The organism is Cryobacterium levicorallinum, assembly GCF_004402405.1.
GTDB classification, from domain to species: domain Bacteria; phylum Actinomycetota; class Actinomycetes; order Actinomycetales; family Microbacteriaceae; genus Cryobacterium; species Cryobacterium levicorallinum.
The window spans coordinates 169,607-182,781 of sequence record NZ_SOFE01000014.1; the positions used below are offsets into that span (position 1 = coordinate 169,607).

At 63.8% G+C, this 13,175-nt stretch carries 11 protein-coding genes and 1 pseudogene; 3 read left to right on the forward strand and 9 right to left on the reverse strand.

Features of this window, described 5'->3' with window-relative positions; all coding sequences use genetic code 11:
* Nucleotides 1-42: 42 nt before the first annotated feature.
* Nucleotides 43-1,389, reverse strand: a complete 1,347-nt coding sequence (locus E3O11_RS08135; RefSeq protein ID WP_092448000.1) for an ABC transporter substrate-binding protein — start codon at nt 1,387-1,389, stop codon at nt 43-45.
* A 226-nt stretch (nt 1,390-1,615) separates the two neighbouring features.
* Here E3O11_RS08135 and E3O11_RS08140 point away from each other — a divergent pair, with 226 nt between their 5' ends.
* A complete protein-coding gene (locus E3O11_RS08140; RefSeq protein ID WP_233195409.1) occupies nt 1,616-2,626 on the forward strand; it encodes an AraC family transcriptional regulator in 1,011 nt (336 codons plus the stop codon).
* Between the two features lie 42 nt (nt 2,627-2,668).
* Here E3O11_RS08140 and E3O11_RS08145 read toward each other — a convergent pair whose 3' ends face one another.
* The 8 genes and pseudogenes from E3O11_RS08145 to E3O11_RS08180 form a co-directional block, all read right to left on the reverse strand.
* Nucleotides 2,669-2,917, reverse strand: coding sequence for a hypothetical protein (locus E3O11_RS08145; protein ID WP_092448189.1), 249 nt, complete (start codon nt 2,915-2,917; stop codon nt 2,669-2,671).
* A 47-nt stretch (nt 2,918-2,964) separates the two neighbouring features.
* A complete protein-coding gene (locus tag E3O11_RS08150; protein ID WP_092448002.1) occupies nt 2,965-3,561 on the reverse strand; it encodes a hypothetical protein in 597 nt (198 codons plus the stop codon).
* Between the two features lie 100 nt (nt 3,562-3,661).
* Nucleotides 3,662-4,969 (reverse strand): replicative DNA helicase, encoded by a 1,308-nt coding sequence (gene dnaB, locus E3O11_RS08155; protein ID WP_369828705.1) that lies wholly within the window; start codon nt 4,967-4,969, stop codon nt 3,662-3,664.
* Nucleotides 4,970-5,563: 594 nt separating this feature from the next.
* On the reverse strand, nt 5,564-6,013 hold the full coding sequence (rplI, locus tag E3O11_RS08160; RefSeq protein ID WP_092110565.1) for a 50S ribosomal protein L9: 450 nt from the start codon (nt 6,011-6,013) through the stop codon (nt 5,564-5,566).
* A gap of 9 nt (nt 6,014-6,022) precedes the next feature.
* Nucleotides 6,023-6,286, reverse strand: coding sequence for a 30S ribosomal protein S18 (gene rpsR / locus E3O11_RS08165; RefSeq protein WP_035835236.1), 264 nt, complete (start codon nt 6,284-6,286; stop codon nt 6,023-6,025).
* A gap of 49 nt (nt 6,287-6,335) precedes the next feature.
* Nucleotides 6,336-6,854 carry a single-stranded DNA-binding protein gene (locus E3O11_RS08170; protein WP_092448003.1) on the reverse strand — a complete coding sequence of 173 codons (519 nt, stop codon included), beginning with the start codon at nt 6,852-6,854 and terminating at the stop codon, nt 6,336-6,338.
* Nucleotides 6,855-7,097: 243 nt separating this feature from the next.
* Nucleotides 7,098-7,466 (reverse strand): annotated as a pseudogene (gene rpsF / locus E3O11_RS18115) (30S ribosomal protein S6); the annotation flags it as partial.
* A gap of 148 nt (nt 7,467-7,614) precedes the next feature.
* Nucleotides 7,615-9,045 (reverse strand): CCA tRNA nucleotidyltransferase, encoded by a 1,431-nt coding sequence (locus E3O11_RS08180; protein ID WP_092448005.1) that lies wholly within the window; start codon nt 9,043-9,045, stop codon nt 7,615-7,617.
* A gap of 79 nt (nt 9,046-9,124) precedes the next feature.
* On the opposite strand from E3O11_RS08180, the gene E3O11_RS08185 reads away from it, so the two are divergent.
* Entirely contained in the window at nt 9,125-11,434 is a 2,310-nt protein-coding gene (locus tag E3O11_RS08185) for a DUF6049 family protein (protein WP_092448006.1), read from the forward strand.
* Nucleotides 11,427-13,055, forward strand: a complete 1,629-nt coding sequence (murJ, locus tag E3O11_RS08190; protein ID WP_092448007.1) for a murein biosynthesis integral membrane protein MurJ — start codon at nt 11,427-11,429, stop codon at nt 13,053-13,055. Before E3O11_RS08185 ends, murJ begins: the two co-directional genes overlap by 8 nt.
* The last annotated feature ends 120 nt before the right edge of the window (nt 13,056-13,175 follow it).

The window sequence follows — 13,175 nt, forward strand, 5'->3', positions numbered from 1 at the left end:
GGCCGTTCGACCGACCCCCGACAGCACGTACCTGGTGCCGTGCTACTTCTGCTTGTCGCCCGCGGTCTGGGCGATGACTTGGCCCTTATCCAGGGCCTCCTCCACGGTGGTCCGTCCGGCGATGGCATCAGCCACCAGCTGGGCGACCTGGTTTCCCACGTCCTGGAACTCTGGAATCGTCACGTACTGGATTCCGACCCACGGCTGCGGGTTGAGTCCTGGCTGCTCCGGATTGACCGCATTCATGACGTCGAGCGTGATCGGGGCAAAGGCGGCAGCGGCTTCCTCGTATTCGGGGATCGAGTAGGTCGACGTGCGCGCTCCCGGGGGAACCCGGGTCCAACCGAGGGTCGTTCCGACTAGCTGCTGGTACTCCTTGCTCGTGGCCCACTTGACGAAGGTGGTCGCGGCTTCGGCGTTCTTAGTGGTCTTGGGAACGGCGAGGTTCCAGGACCAGAGCCAGCCCGATTCTTCTGTCTTGTAGACGGGAGCGTGGGTGTAGGCCATTTTGCCGGCAACGGCCGAAGTCTCGGGGTCCTCGAGGATCGACGCGGCTACCGATGCGTCGTACCACATGGCGACCTTGCCGGACTGGAGCTGGTTGAGGCACTCGGTGAAGCTGTTCGACACGGGGTCGGGCTCGCCAGCCGCCGCGAGCAGGTCGACGTAGAAGTTCACGCCTTCGACGAACTCGGGCGAGTTCACCTGCGCGTTCCAGTCTTCGTCGTACCACGCGCCACCGAAGGTCTGCACGACGGTGGTCAGCGGTGCGAACAGGTCACCCCAACCGGGCTTGCCGCGCAGGCAGATGCCCGCAACGTCCGGCGTGTTGAGCGCTTTGGCTGCCATCGCGACTTCCTGCCAAGTGGGGTGGTCGCTGATCGTGATTCCGGCCGCGTCGGTCATTTCCTTGTTGTACATCAGGATCGACGATTCACCGTAGAAGGGAACGGCATACTGCTTGCCGTCGACGGTGAGTGCGGTGCGTACCGCCGGCAGGGTGTCGTCGACATCGTAGGTGGGATCGTCGGCGAGGGCCGAGGTGAGGTCGGTGAGCCAGCCCTGGGCGCCCCACTGCGGCACCTCGTAGGCCCCGACCGTGACAATGTCGTACTGGCCGGCCCCGGAGGCCACGTCGGCGGTGACGGCGGCCCGCAAGTCGCCCTCTTCCATCTGCACGAAGTTGACGTTGATGCCGGGGTTGTCCTCTTCGAACGTTCCCTTGAGCTGTTCCATGTCCTTCATCTGCGGGTTGTTCACCGTGGCGAGGGTGAGGGTGACGTCTCCCGACGCCGCTCCGCCCCCGCCGGCACCGGTACAGCCCGTGAGCGCGAAGGCGATCACGATGAGCCCCGCCCCCAGCGTGATCGCACGTTTCTTTCCAAGCATTGGAACTCCTTTGTCGTCGTTGCTTTTGCTGTGTGCGGGGGCGGGTGGGTAGAAATCCACCGCTCCGTCCGGAGCGTTCCCGCCGTCATCCGATTCTTGAAGTTACCCGAATTCGTTCGCGCCCTCCTAGTCCGCGCAGAGTACGATTCTGATACTTTCTTTCCAAGGGATGCTGCGGCTACGCTGTATTATCCGCATCCGCTTGACTGGTCTGATCGGAGTTGTGATGAAAGCGTTACCCACGGACGAAACGCGACCCGTGGCCATGGCGGCCCGGTTCCTCGAACGACCCGCGACGCGCGAGGTGATCCGACACCTGCCGAGCGAATCTTTTCGCTGGCTGGAACACGATTACCCGAGCGAAATCGCGCGCTGGAACTACCACCCCGAGTACGAACTACACCTCATTCGGCACGGCACGGGCAGCTACATCATTGGCGACCAGGTTGGCCCGTTTGGGCCCGGTCAGGTGGCGCTCATCGGGCCGGGGGTTCCGCACGATTGGATGAGCGACCTGCAGACCGACGAGGTGGTCTACAACCGCGACGTCGTGCTGCAGTTCACCGGCGAATGGTTCGAAAGGTGCGCGAGCACGTTGCCCGAACTCAATCCAGTGCGGGCGCTCCTGGAGTCCTCGGGCCGGGGCATTATCTTCACCGGTTCGACGGCAGCGCGTGCGGCCGCCGAGCTCGAACTCATAGGCACCGCGCAGGGCGCCCGCAAGGTCTCCTACGTGTTCGCCGTGCTGGCGACCCTGGCGGAAGCACCGGTCGACGAGAAGGCCTTTGTCGCCCGGGAGTGGTTCTCCACGGCCGGTCAGGGCGACGGCAGACTCGCCGTCGAGGCTGGGCTGGCCTACATCTTCGACAATCTGTCAACCCGCATTCGCATGTCCGACGCCGCCCGGCTGGCCCACATGTCGGAGCCGACGTTTTCAAAGTACTTCAAGAAGTCGAGCGGGCTGACTTTCAGCGCCATGGTGAAGAAGTTGCGCATCGCGAATGCCTGCCGATTGCTGGCCCAGACCGACGACTCGATCGCCTCGGTGTCTCTCGGAGTTGGCTATTCCAACCTGGCCAACTTCAATCGACAGTTCCACACCGAGGTGGGAATGACTCCGAGCCGCTATCGGCGACTGGATACCGCTGAACGCCCGGCAGGACAGACCCCCAGTCTCGACCTCAAGACCCAGCGACCACCGTCGGTACTCGAGTCCACGGCGGGCATCCCGGTCTAGGACTGTTGGGCTGGGCGTGCCACGTGACGCGCCAGCGTGCGGTCAGTGGCCGTTCTGCTCATCAAGGTCGGTCTGCTCCGACGCGTTCGGCTTCATGCCGAGAACGAGCATCGCAATCACCACGAGAGCCACGATGAAGGTCACGCCGAAACCGATCGCCGAAAGTATCAGGTCGCGGGTGGTCAATAGAATCGTGCCTGCGATGAACAGGCCCATCAGGCCGGAAATACCGAGCAGCTCGGCTGGTTTCAGCCGATCGGACCGGCTCGGCTGGTGCGCGGGATTGGGCATACCGGGAGTCTTCTTGGCCATTTTTTTTCTGGGGACGCGTTTTGAAGTCACAGGGAATCCGAATCGTTGGGGACGGGAACGCCGCGGCGCTGCCGCGGGGAATCCCACTTGAGGGAGAGCCCGGCAATGGGCAGGAAAACTGCGAGAAAGACCAGATAGGCCCCGAACAGCCCGACCGACACGACGGGGTTGGGCGGAAGCAGGAGGAACAGTAGCGCGAGGATGGCGGTGCCGATGCCGGTGAACAGCCAGTCCTTCGCGGGTAGTGCTCGCTTGCGCACGCGAATACCTGCATAGATCTCCAGGAACCCCGTGACGGCTCCCCAGACGCTCACCACGAACAGGAAAAACCCGTGCCCGCCGGCGTGAAAGGCGAGGGCCACTCCGCCGGCGACCATGCTCACGATGCCACTGATCAGGAACAGGCTGCGGTCGGTAGCGACGGTCAGGGTGCGAGGTCCCGACAGAATGAGCCAGAGTCCGCTCGCGAGGGCGAATGCGCCGAACGTGATCACACCGAACTCGGCGGAGTGATCGCCATTGAAGGTAATGATCGCGGCCGGAATCAACGCGATCAGGGCGCGCCCGAAGGGCACGCGCCAGTACCCGGGACCGACGTTTGATGGCGCCTGGACCTTCGCCACGCACGACCTCTTTCGTTGCACAATTTTGTCCCCCTCAGTCTACGCGGCGAGGTGGTCGCGGGGCTGCGAGCGCGCTGCGTGCGGGGCTGCGTAGGGGAGGCTACCCGCCGGCGACCATGTCGGCGAACCGGGAGTAGTGGCCGTGGAAGGCGACCGTGACGGTACGGGTGGGCCCGTTACGGTGTTTGGCGACGATGAGGTCGGCCTCGCCGGCCCGCGGGTTGTCTTTCTCGTACGCGCTCTCGCGGTGCAGCAGGATGACCATATCGGCGTCCTGCTCGAGCGAACCCGATTCTCGAAGGTCGGAGATGGCCGGCATCTTGTCGGCGCGCTGCTCCGGACCACGGTTGAGCTGGGACAGCGCGATCACGGGAACCTGCAGTTCTTTGGCGAGCAGCTTAAGCGCGCGCGAGAATTCACTGACCTCCTGCTGACGTGATTCGACCTTCTTACCGCTCGTCATGAGCTGCAGGTAGTCAATGATGACCATCTTGAGCCCCACCCGTTGCTTGAGACGGCGACACTTGGCCCGAATCTCGACCAGAGTCATGTTCGGGCTGTCGTCAATGTACAGCGGCGCATCGTTGATGCGACCACGGGTGGACGCGATCGTGGTCCAGTCGCGGGCCTCGACAGTTCCCTTGCGCATGCTCTGCAGGGGAACGGATGCCTCGGCTGCGAGCAGACGCATCGCAATTTCACTGCGCCCCATTTCGAGGGAGAAGAAGATGCTGGGCATGTTGTTGTGGATCGAAGCCGAGCGCGCGAAGTCGAGTGCGAGGGTGGACTTTCCCAGTGCCGGACGGGCCGCGACGATGATGAGCTGGCCGCCGTGGAATCCGTTGGTGAGTTCGTCCAGGTCAGCGAAGCCGGTCGGTACGCCGCTCATCTGGCCGTCTTTGAGCTTGGCCGCCTCGATCTCCTCGATGGCGGCGGTGACGGCATCGGTCAGTGGAACGTAGTCTTCGGTTTCGGTGCCGCCGGTGACCGAGTAAATTTCGGCCTGGGCGGTGTTGACGAGGTCGAGCACCTCACCCTCGCCGGCGTAGCCCATTTGGGCAATGCGGGTACCAGCCTCGACCAGGCGGCGCAGCAGGGCACGCTCAGCCACGATCGTGGAGTAGAAGCCGGCATTCGCTGCCGTGGGCACGAGGCTTGTGAGGGTGTGCAGGTAGTCGGCACCACCGGCCCGCGACAGCTCTCCGAGTTTGGTGAGCTCGTCGGTGACCGTGATGACGTCGGTGGGCTCACCCTGCGCGTAGAGCGAGAGAATGGCATCGAAGATGATCTCGTGCTTGGGAATGTAGAAGTCCCCGCCGCGCACGGTCTCGACGACATCGGCAACGGCGTCTTTACTGAGCATCATGCCACCGAGGGCGCTCTGCTCGGCCAGCAGGTCGTGTGGCAGGGCACGCTCCGACTTCCAGGCTTCAGCGGGCCGCTCGCCTCGATTTTGGTCGACTGCGCCGCCGCGGACTGACGAAGCGTACTCGTTTGACGCTGGCTGGTTGGCCAGGCCCAGGTGAGCGATCGACACTCGGTACCTCTTTCTTCGTGCACTTCGGAGAATCCGTGTGCTTTCAGGTGTATCAGGACCCACCGACACGGGCCACGATGCACCAGCTTGAGCTGGAAACCGGCACTGCATCACCTTAGGTAGGTAGCAGCGCCCCCACAAACCCCCTTGTGGATAACTCTGTGGAGAATCTGCGCAAAAAGCCGTGGAGATTGTGCAGAACCTGTGCACTCAGTTGTGGATAAATAGTTGAACTAAGCCACATAAATAGCTTTGATCAGCAATTTCGTTGATTATCAACGCTGTGAATAAAGTAGCCTCAACCAACCGTTGAACCTTGACGAGACGAATGCTCACCTGTGCACAAAAGCGTTGCGTTTACCCCGACAAAATGCCTCTTAACGCCACATAGCGGAGGGTTCCTTTCGGAACCCTCCGCTATGGAAGAGGCAAACGTGCCGGTAACTCGCGGAACCGGCACTGACCTTACTTGGCTGCGACGACCACCAGGGTGATCGTGGCACTGAGCTCGTCGCGAAGACGAACCGTTGCCGTGTGCTCACCGGTCAGCTTGATCGCGGTGAGTTCAATCTTGCGCTTGTCAACCGTGCCGAGACCGGCGGCTGCAACGGCGTTAGCCACATCCGTGGTCTTGACCGAACCGAACAGACGTCCGCCGGCGCCGGCCTTGACGACCAGGGTGACCTTGGTGTTCTCAAGCTTGACCTTGAGCGCCTCGGCCTCTTCGAAGGTGGCGTGCTCGCGCGCTGCGCGGGCTGCCTTGATCTGCTCGATCTGCTTCTCGCCACCGCGGGTCCACGCCACAGCGAAGCCCTTGGGAACGAGGTAGTTACGAGCAAACCCGTTCTTGACGTCTACGACGTCGCCGGGTGCACCGAGGCCGGAGACCTCATGCGTCAGAATCAATTTCGACATTTGGTTTCCTTACCGGCCTGAGCCTGCGTAGGGCAGCAAAGCCATTTCGCGGGCGTTCTTGACGGCACGGGCGATGAGGCGCTGTTCCTGAACAGAAACGCCTGTAATGCGGCGGGCGCGGATCTTTCCGCGCTCGGAGATGAACTTGCGCAGGGTGGGGACATCTTTGTAATCAATGACACCAACCCGAATCGACTTCGCGGGAGCGGCGTTCTTGCCACCCTTTGCTCCGCGAAGCGGCTTGCGGCGGTCGCCGCTCGACTTTCCAGCCATGATTTCCTTACTTTCTAAAAGAAGACGTTAGCTCCGCGCGAGGCGAGGCTTAGAAGGGGGTCTCGTCGCTAAAGTTGCCTGGGCTGTTCCAAACGTCCCCACCGGATGCTGCGGGCGACGCAGTCTTGGCGGGTGCGCTGGGAGCCCACGGCTCATCATTGCCCTGGCCACCGGCAGCAGGAGCGCTGCTACGGGGGCCGGACGACTGCGCGCGAGTGAGGGAAGCGGTGGCGTAGCGCAGCGAAGGACCAATTTCGTCGATCTCAAGCTCCATGCTCGTGCGCTTTTCACCTTCCTTCGTCTCATACGAACGCTGCTTGAGACGACCGGAAGCGATGACACGCGAACCCTTGGTCAGTGAACCTGCCACGTGCTCGGCGAATTCACGCCAAACGCTTGCACGCAGGAACAGCGCGTCGCCATCTTTCCACTCGTTGGCCGCACGATCGAACGTACGCGGAGTGGAAGCGATGGTGAAGTTGGCAACCGCCAGCCCGTTCTGCGTGTAACGCAGTTCCGGATCGCTGGTGAGGTTGCCCACCACGGTGATTACGGTCTCGCCAGCCATGGGCTACTTGTCGCTTGCCTTGTCGGCAGCAGCGGCCGGAGCCGGAGCGGCCTTGGCAGCAGCAGGCTTAGCGCCAGCAACCTTCGCGGCCGGAACCGCGGTGGAGGCAGCAACAACCGGAGCAGCAGCGGCCGGAGCCTCTGCCACAACGGCCTCGGCAACGACCGGCGCGGTATCAACCTTCGGGGCAGCGGCAACCTTGGCAGCCGGTGCTGCGGCAGCTGCGGCAGCAGCGTCGGCCTTGGCAGCGATGACCTTCGGGTTGGCAGCCTTGCGGGCAGCCTTCTCGGCGGCCAGCTTGCTCGCGACGACGACCTGGGCGATGCCCTCTTCGGCGCGGAGCACCTTGGTGCGCATGACGGCCTCGGACAGCTTCAGCTGGCGGTCGAGCTCGACCGTGGCTGAGGCGTTCGCGGTGAAGTCGACAACGGCGTAAATGCCTTCGGTCTTCTTGTTGATCTCGTAAGCGAGACGACGACGACCCCAGACATCAACCTTGTCAATGGTTCCGCCATCGTTGCGAACAACGTTGAGGAACTTGTCAAGGCTGGGAGCTACGGTGCGCTCATCGATCTCGGGATCGAGGATAACCATAAGTTCGTACTGATGCATGACTAACCCACCTCCTTCGGACTAAAACGGCTGCAGACTTTCTGCAACAGGAGGGTTGTGCATGTGCTGCCGGCGCTGGTCCGGGGAATCCGGCACGCAGGCAACCTGCCCAGACTACCGGATGTTGGCAGCTTTTGCCACTGCGCTCCTACCGGTTCCGCCCTGCCCACCACTCCTGCAGCCGGCGGGTGGCTTCCGCTTCGCCCAGCGGACCGTCGTCGAGTCGCTGTTCGAGCAGATACCGGTAGGCCTCGCCGACCTCACGCCCCGGCTTCAGTCCGAGCACGGCCATGATCTGCTCGCCGTCGAGGTCGGGGCGCACGGCACCGAGCTCTTCCTTCTCGTTGAGCTCGGCAATGCGGTGTTCCAGGTCGTCGTACGCGAAGCCGAGCCGGTCGGCCTTGCGCCGATTGCGTGTCGTCACGTCGGCCCTGGTCAGAATGTGCAACCGCTCCAACTGGTCACCAGCATCGCGAACATAGCGGCGAACGGCGGAGTCGGTCCAGGCGCCCTCGGTATACCCGAAGAACCGTAGGTGCAGCTCGATTAGCCGGGACACCGCGTTGATCGTGTCATTGTCGAAGCGCAGGGCGCGCAGCCGCTTCTTGGCCAGCTTCGACCCGACCACGTCGTGGTGGTAGAAGCTGACGACCCCGCCCGGTTCAAGTTTGCGGGTGGCCGGCTTGCCAATGTCGTGCAGCAAAGCTGCGAGCCGCACGATCAGGTCGGGTGCCTCCAGGTTGCCGCGGGATTTCTCGTAGCCCATCGCCTGCTCGAGTACCGTCAGCGTGTGCTGATAGACGTCTTTATGGTGGTGGTGTTCGTCGATCTCCAACTGCAGGCCGGGAATCTCCGGCAGCACGATCTCAGCCAGTCCCGATTCCATCAGCACCTCGATGCCGGCGCGCGGGTCCGCTGATACGAGCATCTTCGAGAGCTCGTCGCCGATGCGCTCGGCCGACACGATACGGATGCTGTTGCACATCTTTTCCATCGCGAGTGCCGTGTCCAGATCCAGCGTGAAACCCAGCTGGCCGGTGAATCGGGCCGCGCGCAGCATCCGTAATGGATCGTCTCCGAAGGAGACCTCCGGGGTGCTCGGGGTGCGCAGGCGCCCGGCCAGCAGGTCGTCGATGCCACCGGACGGGTCGACCAGGGTCAGCTGCGGCAGGCGCAGCGCCATGGCATTGACCGTGAAGTCCCGGCGGAGCAAGTCGGGTTCGAGGCTCGTACCGAAGACCACGTCGGGTTTGCGGGTGGTCCCGTCGTAGCTGTCGGCGCGATAGGTGGTGATTTCCACGGTTTCACCGGCCAGGCTCGCTCCGATCGTGCCGTAGGCCCGACCAATGTCCCACTGTGCCTCGGAGAGTGGTATGACGAGCGCGAGAATCTGATCCGGCGTCGCATCCGTCGTGAAGTCCAAGTCATGCACTGGCCGATCGAGGAACGCATCTCGCACCGGACCGCCGACTAGAGCCAGCTCATGGCCGGCCGCCGCAAATGCGTTCGCCAGACGGGATACCGTGGGAGAGGCAGCCAGGTCGCCCAGTCGTGCGAGGGCTGCCGCGACGCTCTGCATATGCCCATATTAGTTGTCAGCGCGCGGCGCGCAGACGCGGTGCAGGTGGCTTCCGGCTGGCACGCCGTAGAATCCCCCTATGGTGGCCGAGTCAGATTCCGCGCATCGGCCCGCGCTTCCGGCTGCCGCACGCACTGCCGTGCGCCCGGCCCAGCGCACCAGCAGAGCACGGCGCTTGCGGCCGACGGCGGGGTTACTGGTGGGCATCCTCACCCTGGCCGCGCTGATTCTGACGCCAGTCAATGGGCTCTCTGCAGCCCAGGCCCAGGCTCCACGGACGGCGGTCGAAACCGCCACGACCGCCGCCGATTCGGTCGGGATCACCATATCCGGCACGAATTCCTCCGAGCTGTCGCCCGGCCAGGATCTGCTCCTGACGGTTGCCGTGCAGAACAATACCGATGCGGCCATTCCGATCGGCCGGGTCGATGTGTACCTCGCCGACCTCGCTCTCACGACCCGAGCGGCCCTCGAGTCCTGGCTCCGCCCGGACGCTGACGCCAATTCGGGCGATCAAATGCTGAGCGTGCCGACTACGCAAGCTATTCCGGCCGGTGCGAACACGAATCTGTCGATCACCGTTCCCGCTGCCTCCCTCGGCTTGACCGACCAGAATGCCTGGGGGGCGCGCGGTGTTGCGGCCATTCTCACGGTCGATGATGTCGTTCGCTCCGAGGGCCGGGGAACTTTTGTCTGGTCACCGGGCAGCGCCACCACCCCGGTCAGGCTGGCGTCGATCATGCCGATCACGACCCCAGAGAGCGCGACCGGCCTGATTACAGCCAAGGCGCTCGAGTCCTATACGAGTTCGGTCGGCCTGCTCTCACGCCAGCTCGATTCCGTGATCGACCTGCCCACGATGGCTATCGCCATCGACCCGCAGATCATCGCGTCCATTCGAGTTCTGGGCAGCAAAGCTCCCGCGTCCGCGGTGGCCTGGCTCGATCGCCTTGCCACGGCGAGCAACGACATTTTCCCGCTTGGCTACGCCGACGCCGATATCTCCCTGCAGGCCCAGGCCGGTGCGTCCACCCTGCGCGCACCGACGTCCTTCGCGCAGGCCATCGATCCGAGTTTGTTCGTCGTCCCCTCGAACACTCCCGTTCCTGAGACGACCAGCGACGTGCCGAGCGTCACCTCCCGCACATCCACTAAGACCACGCCGTCACCGACTCCGACGCCCGGCCCGACGGTGACGCCGGGCGAGACGGTCATTCCTACAACCAGTGACCTACTGGCCTGGAACTACACCAGCACGACGATCGGCTGGCCCAGCGCAGGCCAAGTCGCCAGCACCGACCTCGACGTGTTCGCCGCGAGTGGGCTGACCACCACCATCCTCTCCAGCGGAAATGTGGAGCAGTCCGACGTCTTCACCCCGAACACCGCGGTTACCCTCCCCACCGGGCTCGGCCTGGTCAGCGACAGCGCGCTGTCCTCGGCCATTCGTGCTGCCGCCGATGCCACGACCGACCATGACTGGCGGGTCAGCATGTCGGAAGCCGCCTCGCTGCTGGCAATCGTTTCGGCCGAGAACCCGAACTCGACGCGCACGCTGCTGGCCACGTTTGATCGCAGCAGTCCGACCCCCGCCAACCGGGTCGAGCAAACCATGGCCGCCGTGGCCGGTCTTTCCTGGGCGGATGCCGTCTCCCTTCAGGCGGCGCAGGAGTCCACTCCGGCCACCACCGTGACGTTCCAGAACGAGGCAATCGACTCCGGCAGGGTCACGCTGGCCCGTTCCCTACTCGACCGTGAGGGCGCGGTCGCTGACTTTGCCACGATCCTGGCCGATCCGATCGTGGTGACTTCCCCCCAGCGCCTCGACCTGCTGGCACTACTGGATACCTCATGGAACGTGCAGTCCTCGGCCTGGGCTGACCATGTCGCGGCCAGTCTGGCGTCATCCTTCGACCTCATGCATGCCGTCACCGTGACTACGCGCGGGCCGATCATCGTCGTCGGTAGCCAGGTCGACCTCCGCATCACCCTCAACAACGCCCTGGAACAGGCCGTGACCGTGCGCACCGAGGTCGTACCGTCGAATGGGCGCCTCGTTGTGGGCGACACACTCGAGACGATCATCCAGCCCAACTCCGCGCAGGCGGTGTCCGTGCCGTTGAGCGCTGCGGTCGGAAACGGTGACGTCGTTCTTCGGGTCACCCTGTTCACCCTGAACGGCACCCCCCTCGGCCAGCCCGCTCCCATCGACGTCACCGTGCGCGCCGACTGGGAAGGCGTCGGCGCGAGCATTTTTGCGATCCTGGTCGTGGGTTTCTTTGGATTCGGTATTTGGCGCAATATCATCAGCCGTCGGCGGGAACACTCCGCCGAGGCATCCGCTGGTGAAAATGCGGCGGGGCAGCTGGCGGTGACCCCCGATGTCTAACACCCCGACCAGCACGGGCGGCAGCATCGGCCGGGCCAGCGCCTTCCTGGCCTCCGGCACGATCGTGTCGCGCCTTCTCGGCTTCGTCAAGCTCATCGTGCTGGCCGGTATGATCGGCCAGCTCGGCGATAGCGCCGATGCGTTCGCGCTGGCCAATCAGCTGCCCAACACCGTCTACGTCATCGTCGCCGGCGGAATCCTCACGGCTGTTCTGGTGCCGCAGATCGTGCGTGCCAGCCAGCACCTCGACGGCGGTACGGCCTACATCAACAAGCTCCTCACCCTCGCCCTGTCGATTCTCGCGGTGACGACGATCCTCGGCACGCTGTTCGCGCCGGCCATCACTGGATTCATTGGCATTAACCTGCCGGCCGACCAAAAGAACCTCGCCATCGCTTTCGCCTACTGGTGCCTGCCGCAAATGTTTTTTTATGGCCTCTACACGTTGCTCGGGGAGGTGCTCAACGCGCGCAAAATGTTCGGACCATTCACCTGGGTTCCGGTGCTCAACAACGTCGTGGCGATCGCCGGCCTGTTGGTGTTCGGCGCCATGTACGGTGCCGATGCCTCCGGCAACCGAGCGGCCGGTGAATTCACCCCGGCCATGATCGCGGTCCTGGCCGGCAGCGCCACCCTCGGCGTGATCGTGCAGGCCGTGGTGTTGTTCTACTTCTGGAAGCGCATCGGCCTGCGCTATCGCCCCGACTTTCACTTTCGCGGCGTCGGCCTCGGAGCCGCCGGCAAAATGGCCACCTGGACCTTCGGCATGCTGCTGCTGACCACCACCGCCGGGATCGTCGAGACGCAGGTCGTTTCGCTCGCCACCGGTGAGGCGTCCATTGCGGTGCTCGCCACCGCCTGGCTCATCTTCATGTTGCCGCACTCGGTGATCACCGTCTCCGTCGCCACCGCCTATTTCACCCGCATGAGCGAGCATGCTGCGCTGGAAAAGTTCGATCTGGTCAGAACGGATGCGTCCTCCGCGATCCGAGGCACCACCCTGATCATCGTGCTCGCGACGGCCGTGATCGCCGTATGCGCGTATCCGTTCGCCGCGGTATTCGTGGCACCGTTCGAGCAGGTCCAGGGCATCGGAAACGTCATCATCGCCTTCATTCTCGGACTGATCGCATTCTGCATCCTGTTCGTGCTGCAACGTACCTTCTACGCCCTCGGGGACACCCGTACGCCGTTCTTCTTCACTCTGTTCCAGGTGGTGCTGATTGTGCTCGGGGTCGCGGGCTGCGCGGGGCTTCCGGTGGAGTGGATCGCGGTCGGGATCGCCCTGGTCATCACCGTGTCCGGCGTGCTCCAGTGCCTGCTGGCCGCCGTACTGCTGCGCCGCCGCCTCGGTGGCATCGACGGCCGACGCATCGTGCGCAGCCTGGTGAAGTACCTCGCCGCGGCGATCATTCCGGTCGGCCTGGGAATCACACTGTTGTTCATTCTCGGCGGAAACGTCGAGGACGGTTTTGCCGTCGCGTCCCGACTGACCGCCATCCTCTCCATGCTCCTCATCGGGCTCGTCATGGCCGCGGCGTACTTCGGCCTGCTCCTGGTCATGCGCAGCGCCGAGCTGACGGCCTTTCTCGCGCCCCTGCAGCGGCGCCTGGGCCGGTAAGGCCTTCGGTCCGGACACACGGCTCAGCGCTCCCTTGAGCGCCTCAGCATAGTCTTCCGCCAGCTGAACACCGCCTCGCAAGCTGGGAGGGCGTGGAATAGCATCCGATTAGGATGTGTT